Genomic DNA, 26,107 nt, shown 5'->3' with positions numbered 1-26,107 from the left:
GAGTTTTCCGCTGTTCCGCCTGCCTGGCGCGAGCAGGACGCGCCAGGGCGGTATCTTATTATTTGCCGATCATTGTGGACATGGTCTGGGCGATAAATTGCGCCCTCGCACCGAAAATAACCTGAATGCCGCTATCGCCAACAAACACTACGCCGCGAGCACCGAGGCCGTTAAGCCCATCTTTGTCCACCATTTCACTTTTTGCCACTTCCAGACGCAAGCGGGTGATGCAGGCACCGACGGAGTCGATATTCTGCGCACCGCCCAGCATGGCGATAATTTCCGTCGCCAGCTCGCTATCGGTTTTATCGTCTGCCACGGCGGTCACTTCGGTACGCCCCGGCGTTTTGACGTCGAAACGACGAATCACAAAACGGAAGGTGAAGTAGTAAATCAGCGCCATCGGGATACCGACGATAATCGCATTAAGGAAGTTGGTTTGATAGCCATTGAACGAAGGCAGAATGCCGAACGACAAGTAATCGATAAACCCGGCGGAGAAGGATTTAGCGATATGCGCGTGCAGCAGATACATCGTCATATAGGCCAGACCGGCCATAATGGCATTAAAGACGTAGAGGATCGGCGCGACGAAAATAAAGGTGAATTCAACCGGCTCGGTAATGCCCGTCAAAAAGCAGGTCAGGGCTGCGGAGAAGAGGATGCCAAAGGCAATTTTCTTATTTCGGCTGTGCGCCTCATGGTACATCGCCAGGCAGGCCGCAGGCAGCGCGAACAGCATCAGCGGGAACTCACCCTGCATAAACTTACCGGCATTCTGATAAGTGTCGCTGCTAAAGGATTTCGTCCCTTCTTCCAGCATTTTGAACCAAATAGTCTGGTCGCCGTGAATCACCTGGCCTGCCTGAGTGGTGTAATCCCCAAACGAGTACCAGAATGACGGATACCAGATATGGTGCAGGCCGAGCGGGATCAGCGCGCGTTCAACCAGGCCGAAAATAAATGTCGAGAGCGCCTGATTGTCGCCGTTGACGATCAGAGAGAGCGCATCAATGCCCGCCTGGATATGTTGCCAGATAAACGGCAGCAGCAGGCCGAGTATAAATGACAAGAAAGCGGTGGCGATGGCGACAAAGCGTTTCCCGGAGAAGAAGCCGAGAAACTCCGGCAGCTGCATGGTGTGGAAGCGGTTGTAACACCAGGCGGCCAGAATGCCGCAAATCAGACCGCCAAACACGCCCATTTGCAGGGTCGGGATGCCGACCACCATGGCGTATTTTCCGCCCTGTGAGGCCATTTCCGGCGTAATACTTAACATCGTGCCGATAGTAATATTGGTGACGAACACCGAGACGGCCGCCGAGAGCGCCGCAATCCCTGATTCTGATGCGAGACCCACCGCCGAACCAATCGCAAACAGCATCGGCAGGTTATCAAAAATAACGCCGCCCGCGTTCATCATCAGCGGTAAATGGAATTTATCACCGAACGCGAGTAATAAACCTGCGGCCGGCAGCAACGAGATGGGCAGCATTAACGCGCGGCCAATCATCGAAAGCTTCGACAATGATTTAACAAACCCTGATATCAGACACATGCTGACTTCCCCCGAAATTGCGCTCTTTTGGCGCTGTTATTGTGAGTAGAACGTTTTAGTAGAACGTTCTACCTATCGTGAGATAAGCCGTAACGCGCTGCAACTAAATTTTCACATTCAGCCAGAGGAATTAATGATTCTTTGAAATCGATCGGTAATTAACCGTGATAAATAGAGGGGAATAGCCATAAGAAACCGGGCGGCAAAGGTGCCAGACCCGGTTTAAGAGAGGGATTTATGCGGTAACGGTAACGCTCTGGCCTTCAAAGCTCACCGTTTGACCGGCGACAATTTTGCAGCGTTTACGCGTTTCGACTACGCCGTCGACTTTGACAAAGCCATCGGCAATGACGATTTTCGCCTGCGCGCCGCTTTCGCTCCAGCCTTCCAGCTTCAGCAGATCGCACAGCTCAACGTGCGGATGTTTACCGAGAGAAAATGTTGCCATCTTATACGCCTTTTACATCATGGTATTCTTCACACGCCTGCAGCGTGTTCTGGATCAGGGTGGCGACGGTCATTGGGCCAACGCCGCCCGGTACCGGCGTAATATACGCTGCTCGCGCGGCGGCTTCTTCATAAATCACATCGCCGACGACTTTACCGCTCTCCAGGCGATTAATACCCACATCAATGACAATCGCTCCCTCTTTGATCCACTCGCCAGGAATAAAGCCAGGTTTACCCACGGCGACAATCAGCAGGTCGGCGTTTTCCACATGCTGGCGCAGATTTTTGGTGAAACGGTGGGTGACGGTAGTGGTGCACCCGGCCAGCAGTAGCTCCATGCTCATCGGGCGGCCGACGATATTGGATGCGCCAATCACCACGGCGTTGAGGCCAAAGGTGTCAATGTTATAACGCTCAAGCAGCGTGACGATACCGCGTGGCGTACAGGGACGCAGGCGTGGCGCGCGCTGGCACAGGCGACCAACGTTGTACGGGTGGAAACCATCAACATCTTTATCGGGCGCGATACGTTCCAGCACTTTCACATTATCGATGCCCGCCGGCAGCGGTAGCTGCACCAGAATTCCGTCAATCTCGGTATCGGCGTTCAGTTTGTCGATAAGCGCCAGCAGCTCCGCTTCGCTGGTGGTGGCAGGCAGATCGTAAGAGCGGGAGATAAACCCCACTTCCTCACAGGCTTTACGTTTGCTGCCGACATAAATTTGCGATGCCGGATTGCTACCAACCAGAATCACCGCCAGCCCAGGCGCGCGAAATCCTGCCGCAATACGCGCCCGAACTTTTTCAGCAACCTCAGAGCGCACCTGCTGCGCAATCGTTTTACCATCAATAATCTTTGCTGCCATCAGAGAGAGGATTCCATCTGTCATATCAACGTAAGGGGATGGTCGCTATTCTGTCAGAAGCGCAACGCGCTGTCAGTTACCGTTTGTGGATTTCGCCTTTGCGATGGCTTGCCGTTTCTCCAGATAAGGCGTTTTAAGGCATTCATTGTATGGATGGGTTAAAGCGGTTGAGGCTCTAATGGTTATGGAAATGCCTGCCAGTTTGCGTTAACAAGGCGGCAAGTGCTGCGAAAATGTGCGCTGTCGTTCACTAAGCAAGCAACTCGCTGAAAATTCATTGACTCACCTGGCGCTGACCGTATAATTCCACGCGTTTCCACCTAATGCGCCCTTAGCTCAGTTGGATAGAGCAACGGCCTTCTAAGCCGTAGGTCACAGGTTCGAACCCTGTAGGGCGTACCATTTAGAATCAAAAAGTTAAGCGAATTTCTATCCAGCCTGATTTCCTCCTTGTTTCGTATTCTGGGCATCAACCCTATCCAGGTTTTTCAAACTTCAAATGCCACGCTCTGACGAGTTGTCCGACCTAATCAGCATCGTTTTCCATAAACGCACAATACTAACGATATTTGGTTTCATAAATAGTGTGGTAATCATATTGCCGCCGAAATGTATACGTGTAAAAAAATAATTATTTCCGATTTAACAGCCTGCTGATTAATAACTGCCAATAGCGTTCGCACTTATTTTTATTTCGCTATTTTCTGGTTTTTATATTTCTGCTGCATGGCACAACAACCATGAGATGCGAGGTGTGAAGGAATTATCCGATAGTGGGTATAACCCAATTAAATTATGGGTAACCGGCAGATGCCTATTTTATATAGCCATCTGGATAACTATCGCGCAAGCGAATTTTTCATACACGCATTGAAAGGTGGAATATGAACAGTTTTAATGATTTTCTCTTAACCGATGCTGAAATAACGGAGTCACGCCTTGGCGTGCCACGCGAAAATATCAGTAATCATACTTTTGAGGGAAATAAGATTGATCTTTTGATTAATGGCAAGGATTTTTTTCTAGCCATTTATGAAGATCTTGAAGCGACAAAGAAAGGTGATTTCATATGGATGACGGGTTGGGACATAAACAGTAATGTCATGTTAGTACCTGATCCAAATGATATTGAGAAATCTCAACATTCAACAATACAAAAGGTATTAATAAGGGCAATTGAAAGAGGTGTAGATGTGTTGATCTTATTAAATAAAAACATCTATACCCCTTTTACTGCAAAGGACTTCGCTAAGCCTTTGAATGACGCCGCAGGTTATACGGTATGCCTACCTGATGAAAGACACAATAGCTACTTTGGTAGCGTACATCAGAAATCATGGTTAATAAAAAGATTAAATGAAACAGTTGCTTATGTTGGATCCATGGATGTTGCATCAGGCCGCTATGATACAAAAGAACACGAGCATACCGAGGCGTGGCAGATGCAACCGTCTTTCATCCAGGATTACTGGGGATGGACGGGAGGAATGCTAAAAATAAAGGGGCCAGCCGTGATTGATATTGCAAGACATTTATATGATCTCTTTAGCGATCCGGTTCCACCTTATAATGGTACTACTTTCACATATGTTCCCGAATGGGCCCCGCCACCTGTCGGTGTTTATAGCGAACAGAGTTATATACAGACGCAGTTGACGGCCGGACAAAAAGGAGCAGTGAATTATCAGTATTACTCCAACTGGGCACCCAAAGGCGAAATGAGCCTGCTTGCGGGGATTTTGAAAGCAATAGCTGCTGCAAAAAAATATATTTTTATATCTGATCAGTTTTTATGGTATCGAGAGATTATGGATGCAGTTTCCGCAAAACTGGATGACGTTGAGGCGGTGATTTTATTAACCGACGGCTATAACTCAATGGATCATTATATTCTTTGGTTTGATCTGACGATAACATCCAGTACCAAAGCTTATTATCAGTACCAGGCGTTAAGCAAGTTGAAAGACCATCCTAAAGTCCATTTATACAAGACCATCAAAGAACTTTTGCCTGATGAGCTAAGAACGATTATTTATAATCACTGGAAAGTCATTATGATTGATGATGAATATGCCATTATTGGGACGGCAGGAATAGAACTGGCTGCCATGACCAATGATATAGAGATAAATCTTGGCATTTACAATCCGCATCTGGTTACGCTTTTTCGCAAAAGACTGTGGGCTGAATTTTTGAACTGCGATGAAAATGATCCACAATTAACCGATCCGATCGCCGCCACCGCGTTATGGGAAAGAACCGCAGCACAACAAGGGCGAGTCAGAGCGTACTGGCCTCCTGATTTTGAATACCATTATATCTATCGTTACGTCTATGATGCGTTTGAACCGGATGGCAGGTTATCGTCCTGAACACACAGGAAAAAAAGAGTAACGCAAGGAGCCCATTCACTGGGCTCTTACATGCCTTGTGGAAGCCGTTACACATGATTTTTCGACGGATAAAGACGGAACATAGTTAAAAAGAGGGAAGGATAGGGCGACTTACAACCGGCCGTTAAAGAGTCGACCGGTTTCCCGCGAGCAGGCAGGTTTAAGCGACGGCGGCTTTATCCTGATTGAAGATTTTACTGCAGTGCGGGCACATTAATGCTGAGCCTTTCTGGACTCGGGAGAAGCTATGTTCTGACTGCTGGGTGCAGTTAGGGCAAGTGCATTTGATAAGATAGTTGCGATTATTTTTCGAATTTTTGCGTTGTTGCATAAGGTTTTTCCTGATAAATGGGGTACAACCATACACCATCCCGGGGCATATAGCCCGTAATGCTTTTGCGTAAAGCCCCTTAAGGCATGCTTTCTACGGCCCACTTCGCCAACAAAGGCCTGAATTTCAGCAGGGTGGGGCGAGAGAACGGCTCAGCAGAATAATCTTAAACGACAGTGATATTACAGGGAAATATCATCTGTAGCAGACGAAATGACATCATTTCGTCCTAATTCATGCCAAATTTTTAATAATCTGTAGACTCAAATAACCACCGTCTTCAACTTCAGAAAGACAGCGGTTATTAGTAGTACAGGCAGGATGATTTTCACGGGTGGCTCCTGAGAATCATGTTCTGAACTGTCAACTGATAGTACTCAAAGGCCACGTTTCCGTGGCCTTTTTTACGCAAACAGGATGCTTATGAAAAATGTACTGGTTTTCTTTAACGCTGAGCCTGTGAAGGTTCAAAAGGTCGTCAACGGCGTAACCAGCGTGCTGCGGTTATATCCGAACGGGGAAGAGGCTCATCTGAAGTTAATGCTGGCCGGGGTGCACTCTCTTACCGGCGATCATCGCGAATTCTGCGTAGCGTCTGACAGGGAGTTAACATCGGAGGAAATCATGGAGGCGGCAAATCGGCTGCTATAAAAATAAAAACTGGCAGACGCGACATCGTCACTGCCAGTAAAGAGGGTGGTTCTTGTCATAAGTCATATCCCTTACGAATGTTATAACCCGAAAGCATTAAGTTGACTAATCGCAAATTACCTTCTGCAGATTGATAAAATTAATGATCCTGATAACCCATATTGCCGTTATTTCTCGCCGCACAGGGCCGGTGGCACGCCTGCCTGGCGCGTATCACCCTTTCGTAAGAATCATCTCAGCTGGCAATGATAAAAAATAATGCTCTTGCAGAAGTGCTGCGTCGTGCCTGGTGCGGGAATAAACAGGGCCCGCATTAACGGGCCCTCGGGAAAATCAAAAGAAACTATCAAGCCTGATGTTCAATGGCTTTTTGCCTATTCTCAATGGCAATTTTGCGCGGTTTTTCGCTTTCGGGAATTTCCTGATAAATGGCAACCTGCAAAATCCCATTTTCAAGTTTTGCATTACTGACTCGGGTATGCTCCGGCAAAGAGAAACTCAGACGGAAATCCGCGCGGCGAATACCTTTGTATATCCATCCTTGATCGTCTTTAGATTCATTTTCAGCACGTTTACCCGTCACATTGAGCGTTCCACCAACGGTCTCAATTTCCAGTTCATCCTCTTGCCAGCCAGGAACACTGACGTTTAGCAGATAGTTGCTGGTATCAACCTTTCTCAGATCGTAAGCAGGTAAGGATGCGACCGGCGAGTCGCCGGTGAGCTGGCTAAAGAGCCTGTCGATACGATTAAAACGGTCAGCAAATACAGAATCATTAAAACCAGGCAGTGCTGACAAGGTTCTGAGTGCCATAATTTAACCTCCTGAATAAATCATTCAAAAGCTCAACTTAAAGGCAAGCCTTGCTTGTCCGCCAATAAAAATAATTCCTGTCGGCGATTTTTCAAGGGGCACAAATAAAAAATTTTCTTGCAAATCTGTAAAGCTAGCGAGCCGTTGGAGAGTCGATAAAGTTACGGGTTAAAAGGCGATAAATTGGGTAGCTTGCGCGAGGCGTAATGTAGGGATGAAGAGAAAAAAGTGTTGGTACGCAGGGGAGAATTTAAAGCTGTGAGAAAATACCCTCAGGAGCAGGAAATCCGGGCTACTCCTGAGGGATGCAAATGCATATTCGTTACAGGCCATTGTGCCCATAATGTTGCTATATTAGCAATGAGATTTTTCTCATTTGTAATCGGTTACTGATAGCGTACGGCTTTCTATGTAATTGGTTTAATTAATGGTTTTGGCCTTGAAGAGTCGCAGTAAGTAGCTATATTTAACGGCGCTATCATCATTAACCCTAATTTCCCTGTGTTGTCCTTATACCGCTCTGTCCGAGCGGTTTTTTTTGCACTGGTTTTACAGTAGTGGTTGTTTCTTTTTAAAAGAGACGCCGGGAGATGCGTAACCTGTTTTCTCCGTCATGGTCGACATATTGATTTAATTACCATTCGTGGCCTGGGTGACGGTGAAAGAGGCGGAAACTCACCCACCATAACCGTACCGGGAAAGCCGTTTTCCCTGCGGGGCCAATGGATAGCGGTCTGGTATGCTCTGCTCGCTACACGTTTTACATTTTCATCCCTCAGTCTAACTGTGTATGCTTGACCTTTGGTGGTAAAACCCGAAGGAGAAAGCAATGTTAGAAGGGTATTTCGATCTTGATGGCGCGACGGGCGATGAGGCCGTAGAAAACAGAAAACGCTTATTAGCGGTACAGGCGGCGCTGGAAATCTCTAAGGCGGCGGTGTCAGCCACCACCGCGAATGCGGGGATTCGTAGCCAGATGGATCTGCGTAATGTCTCGCAAGAAGTCGCCACCCTCGCCGATGCTATCCAGGACGCCTTAGAATCCGATCTGTAACCATCCGGCCTGCGTTAAAGTGGACCCTGAACGTTGCTTGCCAGCTCAGTGGTTCACTTCATTTTTATTCACCCTTTCATACCCGCCGGATGTTGCAGACACCCGTCGGTTGTAAATTGCACAGCGACGCCTGAAAATGCCGTTCCATGGCGGATTAACGTGTATGCGGAATTTTTAACATTGCCAATTAATTATATTTATTAAGAAAACATTAAGAAAAATATTATTTTATTATTCTTTTTTTGCGACACAGCTAACAAATTTAATCCAGCGATGGATAAAATCTTGCTGGAAATGTTTAAGTTAAAATGTATTATCAAAAGTGGGTGCAACATATAAATATTATAATATTTTGTGAGACTATGAATAAAAATTATATCTCAGAAGTGCAAAAGGTAGCTTTGGCATTATTTTTAGCAAACAGAGGCGTCTGCAATATATTCGCAGATCATCAAGGAGATAAACCCACGGATGACTGCGCCCCGTTTACCAAAGCGTGGTTCACGAATCAGATTCACCGGGTTCACGCCCGCCATTTTGGTCAGATATGGCGGCTGCTCAAGATACCCAGACCTGAGATGACAAGCCACACCGTTATTGATGTTTACTCGCTGTATGTCAGCGATTGTCTGCTGGAATTACAGTCTCCGCCGGTGTTGAGCCTGGTGCAGGGTTGGGTACTCATCGAAGCGTATGAAAAATGCCATATCTGCACTGATGGGTGCGAACCTGGCTGCTGTTTTGGCGAGCAATTGGTGCCTTCTTTAATTGAACGTTATATTTATCGGTTGTGTATTGAACCTGAGCTGGAATTACAGTCTGGTTTATTAAAAAATGCCTGTTCAGCGCACTATAATAACGCCAGTTTTTTTCATCATATATAACAGTTTAGCGACCAGGCTATCTTTGAGCCGCAGGAGAGCAGAGGGAAATCAATTTAAACGCCGGGCGAAGATATTGTCCGGGCGTTTTGCTTATCCGTAGCAGGTGCTGCAGAAAGCTGACCTTCTATAAACAGCCGTGGTTAATACCAAATCAAGTCAATGTAATGCCGACAAAGATAAGGCATTGTAAACCCGTTGGCTTGTGTAAAGTTTCCCACATCCATTTTCCTTGCCACCTGCATCCCCAGGGAAACAGACCTTACCGATTTCCTGCCTGGTAAAGAAACCTCCCGCTGCGACAGAGAACAGTTAAGTGATGTCTGCCGTTTATCGCGGAAACGAAATTTAAGGATTGTGAGGAGCCCACTTTACCGCTGCGCGGTGATGCGGGCTGAATTTTCTTCGCCGTTAAAGCGAAATGATTAAAACGGCGTTCAATGTTGATAGTGGGTTGAACAACACATTTTGGCGGAAAGATTTAAAAGATGGGCGTAATAAAACAAAATCCCCGCCGTGGTGGCGGGGACGATAACGCAGAGGAATGTTGCGTTAGCAAGGGAAAAAATAGCGGGCAAGATAATGAGAGGCCCAATATTTTTTAGATGGCAAAATCTTCCAGTTTCTTACCGTCATCCAGCGCCTTGGCAATCACCTTCGGCGTACGGCCCTGGCCGGTCCAGCTTTTTTCCGTGCCGTCTTCGTCAATATACTTATATTTGGCAGGGCGCGGCGCACGAACGGATTTAGATTTCGTGGTCTGACCTTTCAAAGATGAGAGCAGTTCGCTTGGATCGATACCTTCATCCAGCAGCTTTTGACGAAACGCGGCCAGCTTGGCTTCTTTCTCTTCTTGTTCTTTACGCAGAGAAGAATCTTCTTCACGACGTTCTTCAACAACAACGGTCAATTTTTCGAGCATCTCTTCAAGAGCTTCAAGGGTCAGCTCACGGGCCTGAACTCGCAGGGTACGAATGTTATTAAGGGATTTAAGTGCTTCTGACATAGCGTCACTCCGTGTGCGGGAAAATGAATAATCTATCGGAATTAATTTTTAGTGATAACGACGTAAAAATCAATAAGGAATTACACGTTTTAGCAAATATATATAGGGTTGTGCAACCCTATAACGACGTTAGTATCTTGTGAACGGAAAAATTAGTCACGATGCAGCATTAAAAAACCACAAAATTCAGGGGTTATTTTAAAAGGATTCGTTAGTTGGTCTCCGCAGTCATGCCAAAATAACCTATATCCTGCCGTTGACTTTGTCCGAAAAAGGCAGATTTTTCTTAAGTCGCGCCCATTCCAGGTATAAAACCTGTTTCAAGCGGTAAACGTTATCGCGAAACTGGCATTTTTTTTCTCTTTGATTTGCGCCAGCGTAAGCGGCAATTTCAGCGCTGCTAAATGTTTCACGGAACATAACCACATAATGATGGCTAATATTTCGACATAATAAATAGCCTAAGCGTTTGGCCCGAGCCAGACATTGTTGAGAAGATTCTCGATTGGCCGCAAGGACCGCGCGTTCCTGCCTGTAGCTGAAATCAAAAAATCCATCTTATAGACGGTCTGTGCGGCTCCTTTTCATACTCAACTTTTATTACATGCAATGTTGGCATCGCGGCAGGTTATCACCATCGCGACGCGCTTAATGAGCTACATAAATGACAGGCATCGCGTTTTCGCCTGTTACATTTTGACTGTTATTAAACCTAAGTCGATGGGGCAAATGGCAGGGAGAGGCGGTAAGACTTCTTGAAGAGGGAGTACATTACTATTGAGTGCGGGCAGAATTCCTTGCCATTAACTTCAACGTCTTTAAGCATTCCTTTCGCAGGTGAAACGAATATGCAGAAGCGATAAAGAACTTTTCAGCAGTTATAACGCACAAGCGGCAAAAAACAGTGCCGGGCGAAAACCTCCGCTTTCATCCGCTACGGGCTCTGCGGCGTTAAGAAAAGCGTAATCCCCCTTTGTTTGCATATAAACCCGCACGATGAATGAAATACGCCTTTCGTTCAATGCACCGGGGTGGGGGATTATTGACTGACGCGCGGGGGGAATATTTCCATCAGCCAGTCAATAAATACCCGCAGTCGGTGAGTCACATGGCGGTTTTGCGGATATACCACATGAAACGGATAAGGCTGAGGACGCCACGCTTGTAGGATCTCAACCAGCGCGCCCGTTTGTAGCGCCTCACCCAGCGAGTAACTAAAGGTCTGAATAATCCCAAGCCCCGCCAGCCCGGCGGCAAGATGCGCATTGCTTTCATTAATACCTATCCGGTGCGCCACTTTAATCTCGCTTTTTACGCCATCACGCTCAAAACGTAGCGGAAAGGCTCGTCCGGTTTGCGGTGACAGGTAATTGACCAGTCGGTGGCCGTTCTTAAGTTCCTCCGGGTAGGCCGGCGTACCAAAGGTTTTAAGATAGGCCGGTGTTGCGCAGGTAATAAGCGTGGCGGAGCCAATATGTCGGGCAATCAGTGAGGAGTTGTCCAGCGGGCCGCCACGGATCACGCAGTCGATATTATCGCTGATGAGATCCACTGCGCGGTCAGCAACGCCCAAATCGAGACGAATATCGGGATAACGCGCCAGGAAATCCGGCAGGGCGGGGATCAGTACATCGCGGGCCGTGGAGCCGCCAATATCCACACGTAGCTGGCCGCCAGGCGTACCGCGCGCGGCATTAAACGAGCCATCCACATCGTCGAGATCCCGCAGGATGCGGGTCGTTTTTTCATAATAATCGCGGCCTTCCGGCGTCACCGTTACGCGGCGCGTCGTGCGCTGCAATAGCCGCACACCAAGATGCCCTTCCAGCTCCTGAACCAGCTTGCTCACTGTGGCGTTGGGCATCTCCAGTGAATCCGCCGCCCGGGTAAAGTTTCCCGCCTCCACTACGCGGGCAAACACGCGTATTGCCAGCAATTGATCCATTTTTCCTCCGTTTAGCAGATTTAATTATACATGCTGGTGAATAGTCATTTTCATTTTTCACTATTTTTCAACAAAAGGGCGAGAGATAGAGTAGCGCCATACCTGAGACGGCGGTTGAGTCTGCCGCGGGGATCTCCCTTCACAGAAAAGAGGAACACAATATGAGCACACCACTGAATGGCAAAATCGCGCTGGTCACCGGCGGCACCAGCGGAATTGGACTGGCCACCGCACAGGAGCTGGCAGAGCAGGGCGCGCGCGTCTTTATTACCGGACGTCGACAGGCAGAACTTGATGCGGCGGTCAAAAGTATCGGCAGCAGCGCCACCGGCATCCGCGCCGATGCATCATTGATGGCGGATCTCGACGCTGTCTATGCGCAGATTGCCAACAGCGCCGGACGGCTCGACATCCTGTTTGCTAACGCTGGCGGCGGTGACATGATGCCGCTGGGGGCGATTACCGAAGAGCATTTTGATCGCATCTTCGCGACCAATGTGCGCGGCGTGCTGTTTACCGTGCAAAAAGCGCTACCGCTGCTGGTCAATGGCGCATCGATCATTCTCACCGGCTCCACGACATCGGTAAAAGGCACCGCCAGTTTTAGCGTTTACAGCGCCAGTAAAGCGGCGATACGTAACTTTGCGCGCTCATGGGCGCTCGATCTGCAAGGGCGCGGCATCCGCGTAAACGTCGTCAGCCCCGGCCCCGTTCGCACGCCGGGCTTAGGCGGACTGGTGCCGGATGAACATCGGCAGGGGCTGTTTGACGAACTGGCCTCTCAGGTTCCGCTGGGCCGTTTAGGTGAACCGCAAGAGATTGGCAAAGTAGTGGCCTTCCTCGCTTCAGATGCCGCCAGCTTTATCAATGCCGCTGAGCTATTTGTCGATGGCGGGATGGCGCAGATTTAACCCGCGCGGCTATCTGCTTTTTCAGCAATTGCTAAGCCATTTTAATACGTTGTCTTTCCCTGCGTTCTCTCACATCGTGGCAACAGAGAACGCGGGGAGTAGAGAGATCAATGGCGAAAAGCAGTGCGGTATATATCAACCAACATCAGCGAGCAGCTATCCGGCAACTATCGCGCAGCTGGCTGTGGCGCAGTGAGTTGCCCACCTGGCTGGTCATTTTTGCCGTCTATGGCGGGTGGGGCAGTACGCTCGCCGGGTGGAAAACCCTCGGCCTGCTGCCGTCAACCGCACTATTAATCCTTTTTACCAGCTGGTATCTCTCCCTACAGCATGAGCTGATTCATGGACATCCCACCCGTTGGCCCTGGTTTAACCAACTGTTGGGATTACTGCCGCTGGCAGTGTGGTACCCGTACGCTATCTTTCGCGATTCGCATCTTGCGCACCACCGCACGCATTTGCTGACGCTACCGGAAGAGGATCCCGAGTCTTACTATTTTTCCACCCAGCACTGGCGTCGCCTGACGCGCTGCCAGCGCAAACTGATCCAGCTGCGCAATACCTTTTTTGGGCGTCTTCTGCTGGCTCCCGCACTGGATATTGTTCACTTACTGACGGGGATAGTTAGCGCCTTTCGCTTACGTCAGGGCAAAAGTATGCGGATATGGCTGGTGCATGGCGGACTGCTGGTGGCGATCTTTGTCTGGCTTATGCGCTGTGATTTCCCGCTGATTTGGTATGTGCTGGCCGTCAGTTACCCGGCGCTGTCGCTAACCAAAGTTCGATCTTTTCTTGAACACCGCGCGGCAGACGATCCGCTGGCGCGTTCGGCGATCAACGAAGCGGCCTGGCCGTGGCGGCTGCTGTTCCTTAATCTCAATTACCATTCTGTGCATCACGATCTGCCCGCCGTGCCGTGGTACGGTTTACGCACGGTCTATTTGCGTGACAAAGCAGCTTATCAGCAGCGCAATAGCGGCTTTCTGGTGCGCGGCTATAGTGAATGGTTACGACGCTTTTTCTTTACTCCGGTGGACGTGAATGCACACCCCGCAAGCAAAGCACGCGAATAAAATCGCCCTGCCGATGTATAACGTCTCGCCTCCCGACACGGCAGCCCCTGGCACTGCGCTGGCAGAATTACTGGCGGCGCGCGGCCTGGCGGCGCAACAGCTCTGGCCTGAGGGTTCTCTGCTGCGCCACTGGCAGCGCGACGATCTGCTGCTTAGCCAGACCTGCGGCTATCCGCTGATGACGCAATTACCGGCGGTGCAGGTTGTTGGCTGCTTTCATTATCTTGCGCCGGGCTGCGACGGTTTTCGCTATCGCAGCTGGCTGGTGGCGCGCGAAGAAGATAGCGGCAAAACGCTGGCGGATTTTCGCGCTCGCCGTGCAGTGTGCAATGCAGCGGATTCGCACTCCGGCTATAACATACTGCGCTATCTGGTTTCATGCCTGCCCGGCGAAGGGCAATTTTTCGCGCGCACGCTATTGAGCGGTAGCCACCGGCAATCGCTGGAAGCGCTACAGAATGACCGTGCGGATATCGCCGCCATCGATTGTGTCACCTACGCCTTACTGCAACGTCACGCACCTGCCCTGCTGTCTGGGTTGCGCATTATTGAACCCAGCCCGTTGGCACCGGGCTTACCGCTGATCGCGGCGCAACGGACGTCGGCCGCCACAATCGCAAAGCTAAGAGATGCATTGCAGCAGCTGGTGAGCGATGCACGATATCGCGACATTTGTGCCGCCGCATTAATTAGCGGCTTTAGCGTCGTCGCCCGTGAGGACTATTCTTTATTGCTGCAATGGCGGGAAGCGGCGGCGGCTCGCGGCGTAACGCAGTTATAATTCGCGAATTATTTCATTATGTTATCAACGGTAAACGTCGCAAAAAGGGCACGTCCCGCTAAAGACAAGGCCACAGAATTGGCTGAAAGTCATGCAAACCCTTCACAGTGTTGCCGTTCGAAAGCGTTATTTGAGCGGTCAGAAAAGGATAAAAGATGAGCAAACTCTTCACCGAAGCGCGCATTGGCGATGTTGCGCTGGATAACCGCATCGTCATCGCCCCTATGTGCCAGTACTCTGCCGACGAAGGCCGCGCCACTGCCTGGCACCGCATCCACTTAGGTAACCTGGCGCTCTCCGGTGCCGGATTGTTGATTATCGAAGCCACCGCCGTTGAACCGCAAGGGCGCATCTCGCCGCAAGATCTGGGTCTGTGGAATGATGAAACCGAAGACGCACTGCGCGTTGTGCTGGACGATATCCGCCAATATTCGCCGATAAAAATCGGCATTCAACTGGGACATGCCGGGCGTAAAGCCTCCGTTAGCGCACCCTGGCTGGGGGGAAAACAGTTGTCGCTGGAAGAGGGCGGCTGGCAAACCGTTTCGGCCTCTGCGCTGGCACACGATCCCGCCGAGCGCCCGCCCCACGCGATGAGCAAAGAGGATCTGGTCCGTGTCAAAAAGGCGTTTGTCGACAGTGCATTGCGTGCAGTGGCGCTGGGTATTGAAGTGATTGAAATTCATGCTGCACACGGTTATCTGCTGCATCAGTTCCTCTCGCCGCTCTCCAACCAGCGCAGCGATGAGTACGGCGGCAGCCTTGAAAATCGCCTGCGTTTTACCGAGGAAGTGTTTAGCGCGGTACGCAACGCGGTACCGCAATCTGTAGCCGTGGGCATTCGCATCTCGGCAACGGACTGGGTGGAAGGCGGATGGGATCTACAACAATCCATTGCGCTAACCAAACGTATTGAAGCCGCAGGCGGCGCTTACGTGCATGTTTCCAGCGGCGGGCTGTCACCGCTGCAGAGCATTAAAGTGACGGCGGGTTACCAGGTGCCGTTTGCCAAAGCGCTGCGTCAGCAGACGCGTATGCCGGTGATTGCCGTGGGCTTGATTACCGAGGCCCAGCACGCAGAAGAGATTTTGCAACAGGAGGAGGCGGATCTGATCGCCCTGGCGAGAGGCGTGCTCTACGATCCTCGCTGGCCATGGCATGCCGCCGCCGTGTTGCACGGTGCGGTCGATATCGCGCCGCAATATCGCCGTGCCGAACCGCACGGTATAAAAGGAACGGTTAAATAGAAGCAAACGGTGAGCGTGCAAGTGTGCCAGCTCACCGTTATCAATTGGCTAAAATCCTTTACGCACCAGCTCCGCCGCTTTGAGAAAGACATGCTCTTCAACGCCATCGCCTCTGCTTCTGCCCTGCCGTTCAATTTCTTGCACAATACTGTCGCGGGTAATGGTTTTCTGTTCTGACACCAGCCCGATAACGGCCGCGCCAATGGCTAATCCAATGAGTCCCGTGTGCTCATCATTGAACTTCATACTGTTTCCTCCCGTATTAGCCTACAGAAAATTTAGCACAGTGATATATTTTCGCCATTAATCAAAATGTACATAATATCAGCGTAATAGATATTTATTATGACAATAAAAAATGCCCGAAGTCTGCAACTTCGGGCATTGAGAAGGGGGAAAAGGGGGCTTAATCAGAATGATTGCCAGTTATCCTGCTTTTCTCCTGTTGTCGCAGAGGCCAGCGCCAGCTGCGGCGACGGACGAAGAAGGCGCGAACCCGGCTGTGCCGTGCGGCGATTCTCTTTCACGCCGACATCAAACAGGGCGATAGTTTTGTTGAGGCGTTCGGCCTCTTTTTCCAGCGATACAGCGTTCGCTTTCGCTTCCTGGACCAGTACGGCGTTCTGTTGCGTTACGCCATCCATTTCGGTCATCGCCTGGCCAATCTGGTCAATGCCGCGGCTTTGCTCATCGGAGGCGACAGAGATCTCGGTCATTAATTTATTCACATGTTCGATGGAGGTAATAATCACCGACATCGCACCACCCGCTTCCTGAACCTGTTCGGCCCCGGTTCTCACGCGGGTAACCGATTCCTGAATCAGCGTTTCGATCTCTTTCGCGGCCTGTGCGCTACGGCTGGCCAGCGCACGTACCTCGCTCGCCACTACCGCAAATCCACGGCCCTGTTCACCGGCGCGCGCGGCTTCTACCGCCGCATTCAGCGCCAGCAGGTTAGTCTGGAACGAAATGCTGTTAATCACGTTTGTGATATCGGCAATTTTCTGTGAGCTTTCGGAAATGCCGTGCATGGTTTTCACCACCGTTGCGGTGATCTCGCCGCCTTTTTGCGCCGTCTGCTGCGCATCTTCCGTCAGTTTGCGGGCTTCACGTACGTTCCCGGCGTTGTTTCGCACCGTGGACGTGAGCTCTTCCATACTGGCAGCGGTCTGTTGCAACGCGGCGGCCTGCTGGTCGGTACGCCCGGAAAGTTCCTCATTGCCTTCTCTGATCTGGTTGGTGCTGCGATAGATAGTAGAAGAACTCTCATGGATGGTATCAACGGTGGAGCGCAGGCTCTCCTGCATGGTGCGAATGTAAGGAATCAACTGTCCGGCACAGTTACGCCCAAACTCTTGCAGTTCATGGGTGAGTTTACCGGCGGCCATCGCTTCAACATGCGTTTGGATCCGGCGCAGCGGTTTAACAAGGTAATTCACCAAATAGCGGTCGGTCAGGAGCAGGGTAAGAATGCCGGCGACTAATGCGACAATCAGCACGGATTTGTTAAAATTAACCCGCTGTTGCGTTTGCTCGAGCAAATCATTGGACTGAATCGCCTGGGTATATTTTTCTGCCGTTGCGCCAAACTGTACGCTCAGGGGCGGATAGGTTTTACGAAATAAGTCGCGAAAGGTATCGGTTTGCTGATTTTTGGCGGCATTCAGCATCGGCACAATGCCGGTGTTGAGCAACGCGTCCCAATCCTGAATCATCGCGCTTACCTCTTCGCTGTTGACGCCGGGATGTTGACTGGCGCGAAACTTCGCCAGCATATCCTGGGTAATGCCGAGGGCTTTCTCAGCGGAAGCAAAAGTTTTGTTGGCATTTTCTGTGTCGCCGGATTGCTGGTAATCCATGGCACGCAGCATACGGGTTACCGTACGGAAGTATTGATCGTTCCCTTTCACCAGCAAGGCGTAAGAACTTTTTTGACCGGCGTTTTGCGCCAGCAATTCATTAATGCTTGAGAAATTGTGAAATGTCAGCAGGGTTGCCATGCCCCAAATAATGCTAAACAATGACAAAATGATGATGAGCATTTTGCGGACGGTTATGTCGCGAAGTATTTTCATAATGTTTCCCCGGTAGTGGAAATTACCCTTCTGGTTGGTAGCAGCCCAGCTCTCTGGTTATTTCTCTCTCCATGACATCGTGGCCAGAACGCAAACGGCATAATAAAAAGCGAACGTATAAAATCTTGAAAATATGTTCTAATTTTAAAAATTGACTGTAATCAATTTAAATATAATTAATCAGAGTCCGAGATATTATTCCTGGACTTCGATCACATAAACTATCCTAATCTTAAGAATGCGTCCAATTATTTTTAATGAAATCTTGCTAATTTTATTTTAATCAACTAAGGGAAATTTAATTTGCATTAAGGATGATTGAATTCAATCCGATATATATGCGTCTGGTGCAGCATAATAAGCAGGCTAGCTGATTAAACGTTATTAAAAATAAAGTAGGCTGCAAATAATACGCAGGAGAATGCCGTTTAAATTATTCGGCTGCGCCGGGATGGTTCTCTGCTCTCAGGCGCAAGGCGTCAATCTTCTGATTACCGGTATCGGTATGGATAAAGGGAAGAGGAAAATCTCTCACGGCGCACCGTGAGAGGTGAGGAAGTTACTTTTTACCGTTGGGTTTCAACTGCTCACCGGCTTTAAGCATAAACAGCTCGTCGTCACGCGTGGAGTAGCGCACGGTGCCGTCCGCCAATAAATATGCACCTTCTGTAAAACCTGCTCCGTTAAGGAAGGGGGCGACGGCATCTGCTTTACCGCGCATCGCCGCTTCCAGGGCGAGCAGCGCGTAAGGCGCAATGTGATCGATATTGGCATACAGGTATTGCGGATCGTCGATAAAGAAGTTGTTCAAGCGTTTAGTCGCCAGAATATTTTCCGCCACTTTATCGGCCAGCGTCAGATAGCCTTTATCGCCGGTCGATTGCCACAGGTCAATCAGGGCAAAAATGGCATAGGGTTCGCTGTTTTTGGTGTTCAGATCCAGCTGGCTGTTTTTACCGCCCGGTTCGCCGATATCTCCCAGCCCCTGACCTTTGGCAATACCGCGCGCCACTTTCCACATCTCTGCATCCGGCTCCAGCGTCCAGGCGCGGGCATAGGTAAGCAGAAATTCATTACCCGCCGGATAAGGTGTTAGTACGGTGCCTTTTTTACCGTAGTAACCGTCGCGTGGCAGCGTGTAGTTCGATAAATCGGTGCCGTTTGCCAGCATCGGGCGGAAGGTATTGCTTTGCTCATCATAGGCGTAATGGGCAAACGCTTTCAGGCCATCAAGGGTCCATTTCTTAATATCGCTGCCCTGCGCGCCGAGTGTTTTCGCCAGCGCCAGCTGCATCAGTGCATTTTCCGAATAGAGCGTGCTGGTGCGTCCTTTCAGCAGCATATTGCCTTCCAGCGCATCGGGACCAAACTCCGGCCCAAACTGGCGCTGTGCGCGATCGCCATATTTCGAATGGGTATCGCTATCGTCGGTGGTTTCAGCGCGTTTCAGCGGCTGGGTGAATTGATAAACCCCGAGCCCGGTCTTTTTGTCACGGGGCAGGACATACTGTTCTGCCAGACGTTTTGCCCAGGTCAGCGCGCCGGTTTCACCCTCATATTGATAAAGCAGGGAAGCTGAATAAATTAAGTCATTGCCTGCATTTAAAAAACTTAAGCCTTTGGTGGCGAAAAATGGCGGCTGTTGGCTAAAGTCGCTGGCCCACAGTTTGCCCATCTTTTTGCCATATTCCCCGTGGCGACTGGTTTCAAGAATTTTCCAGTCATAAACATGGGCGTTCCAGAAGGCACGAATAAAGCGCGCGGTTGCTGGTTTATCCACGGCAAACATCAGATCATAGTAGGGATAGGCGTTTTTCAGTTCATGTACCAACTCTTTTTCGCTGGGTCCTTGCGGCTGCAATGTTTTCAAATCGATAAACCGGTGGCCGCCCCACAGTAATAGCCCGCTGGTGTCCTGGTAATGCTGGAAGTAATAGCGGACATTCTCCTCCGCGCGTTTTTTATACTGCGCCTCGCCCGTCAGATTGCTCAACCCCACCAGCACACGCATGAAGTTTTGCTGTGCCGAGAAGTTCGACAGCACCGCCGTTTTGCCATCCGGGAAGATCCACGCCATTTGCTGACCCGTACGCGGATTAACGCCGTCCGCCAGCAGCGGCACGTTGCTATGTTGTTTATCGCTCGCTTTGTCGAGAACCGTATCGGCAAAGGCTTTAACGCTCGTTAATCGTGCGCTCTCCTGCGCGAGCGCAGTAAAAGAGACGCTGCCCAGAAGTGTGATCGCCAGCGCTATTTTTGCTCGTTTCATTATTCGCCCCTTAGAGAAAAATAAGGATTTCTTACGAAACCCTTATTTATATTTACTGCTCTGGAAATGAAGATTAGAAGCTGTATTTTACGCCGACACGATAACGCGTCTGACGCTCATCGGTATATTTGCTGCCGGAAACGTTACCCACCGCAACATAAGGCGACCAGTGTTTATCCATTTTCCAGGTCAGTTTGACATCGTGGGTCCAGTCGTAGTTTTCATTATCAGCAATCAGCACGCCAGCAGAAGTCGCATGTTTGTAATCCAGTTCGTAATCGAGTTGATAATCATCAAAAATTTTCCACGAAACCGCGGCGGTCAGATTGTAGCCGTTTTCGCTGGTATCTTTGGCGGTGCCGATATTAGTGGAATTACGCTTAAAATAGGGGCGATAGCGTAGCGTAGCGCCAACGTCGCTGCTAATGTTCATTTTCCCGCGCAGATACGGACGATAGTTATTGGAAGAGGAGCCGGTATCGATAGAAAAACCCGGCTCTAGCTGAAATGTCGGGTCAATTTTATAAACATAACTGGCAACCACTTCGGTACCGTTACTGACGGTTTCGTGATACACCTTATCTTTATTTTGTGAACCCTTCCATTTGCCCTCCAGCGATAAACCAAAACCGTTAGCAAAGCGGTGCGACATTAATAAACGGTCTTTGTGGCTATTACCCACGCTGTCGTTGAGTTCATGTCGATAATCAAACGTTACCGCATGGGCGGTTACGCTGATAAAAGGTACGCTAGCTAATAACAAAGTACGCAACATAATATCCCCTATTATTTTTAGTCCAAGGTAAAGATGTTCCCTGCAATAAATTGCAGAAGCTGTGATAGAAAACTGCGCGGCTAATCCACACTCACTATGAAGTGATATAATTAGCAATCTAAACAATTAAGCGAAATATAGTTTCATAACCGTTATCATTAATAATTGCTGTTAGCGTAATCGCTTATCTTAAGTGGCGTGTGGTGCCGGGTGCCTCCCGGTGAATTGCAGTGCTGAAATCTACAATTCGTCCATAAAAATGAAAATTTACTGAGGGTAACCTCGAATCAGCATGACCCCTCCGCTTAGGGGGATTCACCACACAAAATACGGTATTGTAAGCTTTGTAGTAAGATATTGATGATATGGAATATACTTTTACACAATTTGAAATGATGTTTTGAGATTGAGATCTTATATTTTTACCATAAATAAAAAATATTTATTTATGCGGTTTAAAGAAAATCCTAATAATTTAACCTATATATATCAATGAGTTGCGATGCTATCTTGATGAGATTATTTGAGTCTGGTCAGCATTTAAAAGACGCATAATTAAATAATTTAATAAAGTTAATCCTGGGAAGGGAATGAATCGAAGGTAAGAAATACAATATACTGCGTACTGCAGATAAGATGCAGCAACGTAGCGGGATGGTTTCATGTCAGTGCAATTTAAACGAACGTCTAACGAGCCAGCGTTACTGGCGGTAAATTTCCCGTATATGCATTAATAGACTACGCCTCCGTGAGCGGAGACGGAAATAATAAACATGCCGCCTGGAGCGCCTACATGACTATCTATGGCAAGGATCGCCTTTTCATTTATGGTATCGAGGAAATTCTCAAACAAATTAACAAAAAAAATGAGAGCCATTTTCGCCATGGCGAACCGACGATTTATGTTACTGCGGGGATGGACATCATGGAAATATACTCGCTGGTTTTCACCCATCCACCTCGTCACTACTCAATTTTTATCTCCTCGGAACGGCATTTTGAGTCGCTGTCGCTGCTCTTTCCCGGTTTAGTCAAATTGTGCCTGGCAGAAAGATTGCGTGTCGATGAGTTACGCCAGGCGCTGGAGGTGATGAGCCTGCTGTCGGCACAAAATAGGCAGCCAGGCGACACCAACAGCACGCTTAAACTTACCCGAGCCGAGCAGCAGATCATGCGCTTACTGTTGCGCGGGCATTCGGTGGACGATATCGCCCGCATTCGCGGCGTCAGCCCAACCACCGTAAGTGTTCAGCGCACCGTTTTAATGAAGCGTACCGGTACTAAAAGTTTGCAGGAACTCTGTTCGCTGTATACCGCGATGGGCATATAACCTTCCTGACGCCGGGTTGACCGGCGCGTTTTAGAAGATGGCCACATGCAAAACCGTGCGCAGCAGAATTCCGACAATGGCGCCCGGCAGCGCAAAACGGAACAGCCGTACAAAGCGGCTGGCAATGCCGAGAAAAATCCCGATGCCCGGTAAATCCAGCGTCTGCACCAGAAAACCCGCCGAGGCGTTAATTTGTTGTGCCGTTAGCTGCCCGTGCTGCACCATTTCCGAGGCCACGCCGAAATAAGCGGTTCCGCCCGCCAGACATTTAGTGAGCGCCAGCAGTACATACACCGTTGAGATATGGAAAAACGACAGCAGCGGGGTGAGCAGCGCGGTCAGGGCTTCTACCACGCCTGCCGCCTTTAACAAACCGACAACCGTTAACGACAGCAGCAGCATCGGCAGTGAACCCAGCGACAAACGTATCGCATCGGCGCCTGCGCCATTGATCACCGCAATCAACCCGGCGCGCGGTTTGTCCTGATGCACTTCGCCTTCTTCACTGCGCAGCGTAGCGGTAGAGAGTTTTCGTCCCGTAACATAATAGGTCATCGAGGAGGCGGCAAGACCGCCGATCAGCGAAATGATTATCGCCGCGCCCCAGTTTAGACCGAACGGTGTCAGCGGGTAAAAGACATTGGCCTGGCCCATGGCGAACAACATGGCCAGCGCGGCGGCGAGATGACGATCGGATGTGCCCCGTCGTTCCATAATCGCCAGCGCCGCCAGCGGGGCGGCAAAACTGACAAAGTTAAGCTGGATAAGAGCGAAAATGCCCATTCCGCTGATGCCAAAAGGTTTCAAAACGGGGGAGGTGAGACGCACGATAAAATCTAAAACGCCTTTCTCTTCGAGATACTTCATCATGATAAGCATCACCACCATGATGGGCAGCAAGGTATACAGCGCGACATCTACGGAAACCCTGCCCGCCGACATGATGATTTCAATGATATTCATTACTCACTCCGGTGACTGTTTGCACCGATATAATACACCCTGCGATACGTTATCCGTGGGCTGGATTCCGGGGAATAGAGTATTTTCTTCGCATGTCTTGCGGGTGACTGCGGGCACGACATACTCTCAGCGCGTTACGGCGGGGTTAACCCGCATGGGTATTTTTAGCCGACAAAAGGAGGCGCTGGCACCCGTTTTCTGGCGCGCAGGCAAAGCGGGCATTAGCCGCCTGGCGTGGCGTAACCGCCGACGATAAACCAGGCCAGAAAGGCGACTGCGACAATAAAAACCAGGATGGGAAACGCGATACCAATTCTCATAACACCTCGTTGCGCTGTCGCCAGCATAGGAATGCACCAAACCGCATCGTCTGCGGGCAGGCAACGTTAGCATAAACATCCGCAAAAATGACCGCCTCAGCGGTTAAAAACGGCTGTGATGAGCGTGCTCAATGGTGATTTTCAGATAGCTATGCGCAATGTGCTCGCGGAAATAGTGTTCCTGCTCATGGCTCATCAAAAATGCCTGCCAGGTTTTGGGCGGCACGCCAAGATATTGTTCAACCCGGCCGTTGCTGTGTTCAAGCTCAAGCACGCTGGAATTAGGATCATAGGCGGCAGCGCGCAGCGCGCGACAGGTTAGGGGATGTCTTTTCATAATTCGTCCTGCTCAACGTCAATGTCAAAATGGCCCTACTGCTATCGGCAGCCCATGCGGAAAATTTACAGTTAATATAAGGATTTAGCTTAAGGCGCTTTACGCAGCGGAGGTTAAGCCTGGCCATCTGCCACGCGATAACGATGAAAAATGCGAAGATAATAGCGCGACAGCGCACTCGTGCTGGCAATCAACTGCCCGGTTACGGTTTTTGCCCTGGATTTTATCTCCGGGCCAGCACGTAATGATTAACGCATTTCGTTAAAATTTAGTTTGCAGGCATTGCCCTTGACGGCTGCTATTATTTATCGCTTAAATGAAAATCTACCCATTGCGAGTTAACTAATATGGTCATGATGAACCTGGTGTTGATCGGCTTGCTGTTACTTGTTATCGCATACGCTTTTTACCGGCATTTTCGCCTGTTACGCTCACGAAAAGTAGGTGATACCCGTAAACACAGCAAAAAAACGGTGCGATGATTAATCCGAAATGGATTTTTATTATATCGCGAGGTCTTTACTCTCATCCGAAAAAGAGACGTTTCTTTATCCGCCAGGATCGCAGTTTTAAATATTAACTTTATTACTGGCTGTTGCTGAGCGCTAATACTTCTGCATGATAATTACGCCCATGTTTAAGCGGTAATACGCGTGAAATAAACGATTTGTGTGTGGCAATGAGCGCTTATTTATTGCTGTGCGCCAGCCGACGCGCAGTAGAATAATGACTACGGCGCGGGTGTGCGAGCGGAAATTATCAGGCCGTGTTGCAGGGAATACTGTCGGTCCATTTGGTGGCGGCTTTAATCAGTTCCGCAACCATACTGCGGTTAAAGCCCAGCCGGTGCCCCAGGGCGCTGACCTCTTCCCAATTGTGGTTTTCGTACAGCTCAATCAGCTGTAAGTAAGGGTAGAGTGGGCCTTTTTTCTCTTTCAGCGCCATCATTACGCTGGCGGAAATATCTATCTGGCTAACGAGATCGGCCATCGGCATTTCAAAAATGCTGTCGAGCTGCGAAAACAGGCCGACGATAAAAGCGTCATCGGCGGAGTGACGGCTAATGGAGTGGGCCGAAGCCAGCTCGCAAAACTTGGCGCGGATCAGGCTCTGGTGGTAGATGTCGCCGGTCCTCACTTTATTAACCGAGGTCAGGCAGGAAACCAGCACAAAACGGCGTAGTTCGTTGGTACCAAGATAAAAAATAATATCTTTTAGCGACTGGCTACGGAAATTTTTAATACCGCGTGCGTTGAAAACAATGTTTTGCGCATAACGCATGATCTTAAAGGACAGCGCCAGATCCTGCTTTAAGAGGGCTTCGATTTTGCCAAAATCAGGCGTATCGGTATTCACCTCTTTCATCAGTTTTAAGGTGATTTCCTGATTCTGGATCAGCTTGTTTGCCGAGTGGATCACCGGCTTGCTGAAAAAATGGCCCTGAAACAGCGTACAGCCCATTTGACGGAAACATTCGTACTCTTGCTGGGTCTCCACTTTTTCCGCCAGAAACACCGTCTCTTTCAATAAATGGGCTTTGCCGTTAATAAATGCGGAGATCTCTTCCGGGGTATTAACACGCACATCGAATTTAATAATGTTGATATAGGGCAGGAACGCATTCCAGCTGTCACCAAGGCCGAAATCATCCAGCGCGATGCGAAAGCCGTGGGCTGAGAGTTTTTTTACCGTATCAAGCAGCAAAGGCGTGGGTTCGGCGGTTTCGAGGATCTCGACAATCACCCGATCTTTCGGCAGGGTTTCTGCCATTCCCTGTACCAGCAGTTCATAGGGGAAATTGACGAAAATCGCGCTGTACTCTTTCAGACGGCCCAGCGGCGCGCCGAGAAACTGTTCGACAATAATTTGCGCAGTCGCGTACTCCGGGCTTACGTCCGGGAAGCGGTTCGTCATACTGTCTCTGAACAACAACTCGTAACCGACCGTGTTCATATTTGCATCAAAAATCGCCTGCCGGGCGACAAAAGAGAACATGCGAAACTCCACTTACAGATGTCTGCAAATCTAAAAAGTCGGTAAAACGATAATCTGAACTGGTCAACCCGCGCCTTTTTTC

Annotated in this window: 25 protein-coding genes and 1 tRNA gene; 11 read left to right on the top strand and 15 right to left on the bottom strand. The window is 49.6% G+C overall.

Features of this window, described 5'->3' with window-relative positions; all coding sequences use genetic code 11:
• Positions 1-58 precede the first annotated feature (58 nt).
• The 3 genes from RW65_RS07780 to folD form a co-directional block, all read right to left on the bottom strand.
• Positions 59-1,558 (bottom strand): PTS transporter subunit EIIC, encoded by a 1,500-nt coding sequence (locus RW65_RS07780; protein ID WP_039056144.1) that lies wholly within the window; start codon positions 1,556-1,558, stop codon positions 59-61.
• Between the two features lie 235 nt (positions 1,559-1,793).
• Entirely contained in the window at positions 1,794-2,006 is a 213-nt protein-coding gene (ybcJ, locus tag RW65_RS07775; protein WP_039056143.1) for a ribosome-associated protein YbcJ, read from the bottom strand.
• Position 2,007: 1 nt separating this feature from the next.
• Positions 2,008-2,874: a bifunctional methylenetetrahydrofolate dehydrogenase/methenyltetrahydrofolate cyclohydrolase FolD gene (gene folD, locus RW65_RS07770; RefSeq protein WP_039056142.1), complete on the bottom strand. Its 867-nt coding sequence runs from the start codon at positions 2,872-2,874 to the stop codon at positions 2,008-2,010.
• Positions 2,875-3,199: 325 nt separating this feature from the next.
• Between folD and RW65_RS07765 the strand changes: the two genes are divergently transcribed.
• Together RW65_RS07765 and RW65_RS07760 are read left to right on the top strand one after the other, a co-directional pair.
• Positions 3,200-3,276 (top strand) — tRNA-Arg (locus RW65_RS07765).
• A 482-nt stretch (positions 3,277-3,758) separates the two neighbouring features.
• Positions 3,759-5,246, top strand: a complete 1,488-nt coding sequence (locus RW65_RS07760; RefSeq protein WP_039056141.1) for a phospholipase D-like domain-containing protein — start codon at positions 3,759-3,761, stop codon at positions 5,244-5,246.
• 181 nt (positions 5,247-5,427) lie between these two features.
• Here RW65_RS07760 and RW65_RS23015 read toward each other — a convergent pair whose 3' ends face one another.
• On the bottom strand, positions 5,428-5,598 hold the full coding sequence (locus RW65_RS23015) for a YnfU family zinc-binding protein (RefSeq protein ID WP_231564371.1): 171 nt from the start codon (positions 5,596-5,598) through the stop codon (positions 5,428-5,430).
• Between the two features lie 423 nt (positions 5,599-6,021).
• Between RW65_RS23015 and RW65_RS07755 the strand changes: the two genes are divergently transcribed.
• Positions 6,022-6,249 carry a hypothetical protein gene (locus RW65_RS07755; protein ID WP_039056140.1) on the top strand — a complete coding sequence of 76 codons (228 nt, stop codon included), beginning with the start codon at positions 6,022-6,024 and terminating at the stop codon, positions 6,247-6,249.
• 346 nt (positions 6,250-6,595) lie between these two features.
• Here the strand turns inward: RW65_RS07755 and RW65_RS07750 are convergent, their stop codons facing one another.
• Positions 6,596-7,063: an Hsp20 family protein gene (locus RW65_RS07750; protein WP_039056139.1), complete on the bottom strand. Its 468-nt coding sequence runs from the start codon at positions 7,061-7,063 to the stop codon at positions 6,596-6,598.
• An 829-nt stretch (positions 7,064-7,892) separates the two neighbouring features.
• Between RW65_RS07750 and RW65_RS07745 the strand changes: the two genes are divergently transcribed.
• Entirely contained in the window at positions 7,893-8,117 is a 225-nt protein-coding gene (locus RW65_RS07745) for a hypothetical protein (protein ID WP_017455732.1), read from the top strand.
• A 362-nt stretch (positions 8,118-8,479) separates the two neighbouring features.
• Positions 8,480-9,001, top strand: coding sequence for a FlhC family transcriptional regulator (locus tag RW65_RS21730; RefSeq protein WP_197058874.1), 522 nt, complete (start codon positions 8,480-8,482; stop codon positions 8,999-9,001).
• Positions 9,002-9,599: 598 nt separating this feature from the next.
• On the opposite strand, the gene RW65_RS07735 is transcribed toward RW65_RS21730, so the two are convergent.
• A complete protein-coding gene (locus RW65_RS07735) occupies positions 9,600-10,004 on the bottom strand; it encodes an H-NS family histone-like protein (protein ID WP_039056137.1) in 405 nt (134 codons plus the stop codon).
• Between the two features lie 1,039 nt (positions 10,005-11,043).
• Positions 11,044-11,949 carry a LysR family transcriptional regulator gene (locus RW65_RS07730; protein ID WP_039056136.1) on the bottom strand — a complete coding sequence of 302 codons (906 nt, stop codon included), beginning with the start codon at positions 11,947-11,949 and terminating at the stop codon, positions 11,044-11,046.
• Between the two features lie 161 nt (positions 11,950-12,110).
• Between RW65_RS07730 and RW65_RS07725 the strand changes: the two genes are divergently transcribed.
• From RW65_RS07725 to RW65_RS07710, 4 genes are all read left to right on the top strand, one after another.
• Positions 12,111-12,860, top strand: coding sequence for an SDR family oxidoreductase (locus RW65_RS07725; protein ID WP_039056135.1), 750 nt, complete (start codon positions 12,111-12,113; stop codon positions 12,858-12,860).
• A 110-nt stretch (positions 12,861-12,970) separates the two neighbouring features.
• Entirely contained in the window at positions 12,971-13,933 is a 963-nt protein-coding gene (locus RW65_RS07720; protein ID WP_039056134.1) for a fatty acid desaturase, read from the top strand.
• Complete coding sequence (locus RW65_RS07715) at positions 13,902-14,714, top strand: phosphate/phosphite/phosphonate ABC transporter substrate-binding protein (RefSeq protein ID WP_039056133.1); 813 nt, start codon at positions 13,902-13,904, stop codon at positions 14,712-14,714. Before RW65_RS07720 ends, RW65_RS07715 begins: the two co-directional genes overlap by 32 nt.
• Before the next feature lie 155 nt (positions 14,715-14,869).
• Positions 14,870-15,961 (top strand): NADH:flavin oxidoreductase/NADH oxidase, encoded by a 1,092-nt coding sequence (locus tag RW65_RS07710; protein ID WP_039056132.1) that lies wholly within the window; start codon positions 14,870-14,872, stop codon positions 15,959-15,961.
• Between the two features lie 48 nt (positions 15,962-16,009).
• Here RW65_RS07710 and RW65_RS07705 read toward each other — a convergent pair whose 3' ends face one another.
• Together RW65_RS07705 and RW65_RS07700 are read right to left on the bottom strand one after the other, a co-directional pair.
• Positions 16,010-16,207, bottom strand: a complete 198-nt coding sequence (locus RW65_RS07705) for a hypothetical protein (protein ID WP_039056131.1) — start codon at positions 16,205-16,207, stop codon at positions 16,010-16,012.
• Between the two features lie 164 nt (positions 16,208-16,371).
• Positions 16,372-18,036: a methyl-accepting chemotaxis protein gene (locus tag RW65_RS07700; RefSeq protein WP_039056130.1), complete on the bottom strand. Its 1,665-nt coding sequence runs from the start codon at positions 18,034-18,036 to the stop codon at positions 16,372-16,374.
• A gap of 421 nt (positions 18,037-18,457) precedes the next feature.
• On the opposite strand from RW65_RS07700, the gene RW65_RS23150 reads away from it, so the two are divergent.
• A complete protein-coding gene (locus tag RW65_RS23150; RefSeq protein WP_286133788.1) occupies positions 18,458-18,583 on the top strand; it encodes a hypothetical protein in 126 nt (41 codons plus the stop codon).
• A 12-nt stretch (positions 18,584-18,595) separates the two neighbouring features.
• Here RW65_RS23150 and RW65_RS07695 read toward each other — a convergent pair whose 3' ends face one another.
• Positions 18,596-20,305, bottom strand: coding sequence for a pectate lyase (locus RW65_RS07695; RefSeq protein ID WP_039056129.1), 1,710 nt, complete (start codon positions 20,303-20,305; stop codon positions 18,596-18,598).
• Positions 20,306-20,378: 73 nt separating this feature from the next.
• Positions 20,379-21,080: an oligogalacturonate-specific porin KdgM family protein gene (locus RW65_RS07690; RefSeq protein WP_039056128.1), complete on the bottom strand. Its 702-nt coding sequence runs from the start codon at positions 21,078-21,080 to the stop codon at positions 20,379-20,381.
• Between the two features lie 793 nt (positions 21,081-21,873).
• Between RW65_RS07690 and RW65_RS07685 the strand changes: the two genes are divergently transcribed.
• Complete coding sequence (locus RW65_RS07685) at positions 21,874-22,410, top strand: helix-turn-helix transcriptional regulator (protein WP_039056127.1); 537 nt, start codon at positions 21,874-21,876, stop codon at positions 22,408-22,410.
• A gap of 30 nt (positions 22,411-22,440) precedes the next feature.
• Here RW65_RS07685 and RW65_RS07680 read toward each other — a convergent pair whose 3' ends face one another.
• From RW65_RS07680 to RW65_RS07665, 4 genes are all read right to left on the bottom strand, one after another.
• Entirely contained in the window at positions 22,441-23,373 is a 933-nt protein-coding gene (locus tag RW65_RS07680; protein WP_039056126.1) for a nucleoside recognition domain-containing protein, read from the bottom strand.
• Positions 23,374-23,594: 221 nt separating this feature from the next.
• Positions 23,595-23,693, bottom strand: coding sequence for a YoaK family small membrane protein (locus tag RW65_RS22610; protein ID WP_039056125.1), 99 nt, complete (start codon positions 23,691-23,693; stop codon positions 23,595-23,597).
• Positions 23,694-23,796: 103 nt separating this feature from the next.
• Complete coding sequence (locus tag RW65_RS07670) at positions 23,797-24,030, bottom strand: KTSC domain-containing protein (RefSeq protein WP_039056124.1); 234 nt, start codon at positions 24,028-24,030, stop codon at positions 23,797-23,799.
• A 759-nt stretch (positions 24,031-24,789) separates the two neighbouring features.
• The gene (locus tag RW65_RS07665) at positions 24,790-26,025 is read right to left on the bottom strand and encodes an EAL and HDOD domain-containing protein (RefSeq protein ID WP_039056123.1); all 1,236 of its coding nucleotides are present in this window, start codon (positions 26,023-26,025) and stop codon (positions 24,790-24,792) included.
• Positions 26,026-26,107 lie beyond the last annotated feature (82 nt).

It is taken from the genome of Enterobacter sp. Bisph1, assembly GCF_000814905.1.
GTDB lineage: Bacteria > Pseudomonadota > Gammaproteobacteria > Enterobacterales > Enterobacteriaceae > Kosakonia.
Note: the sequence above shows the minus strand (reverse complement) of the source record. Positions and strands in the feature narration are given on the sequence as shown.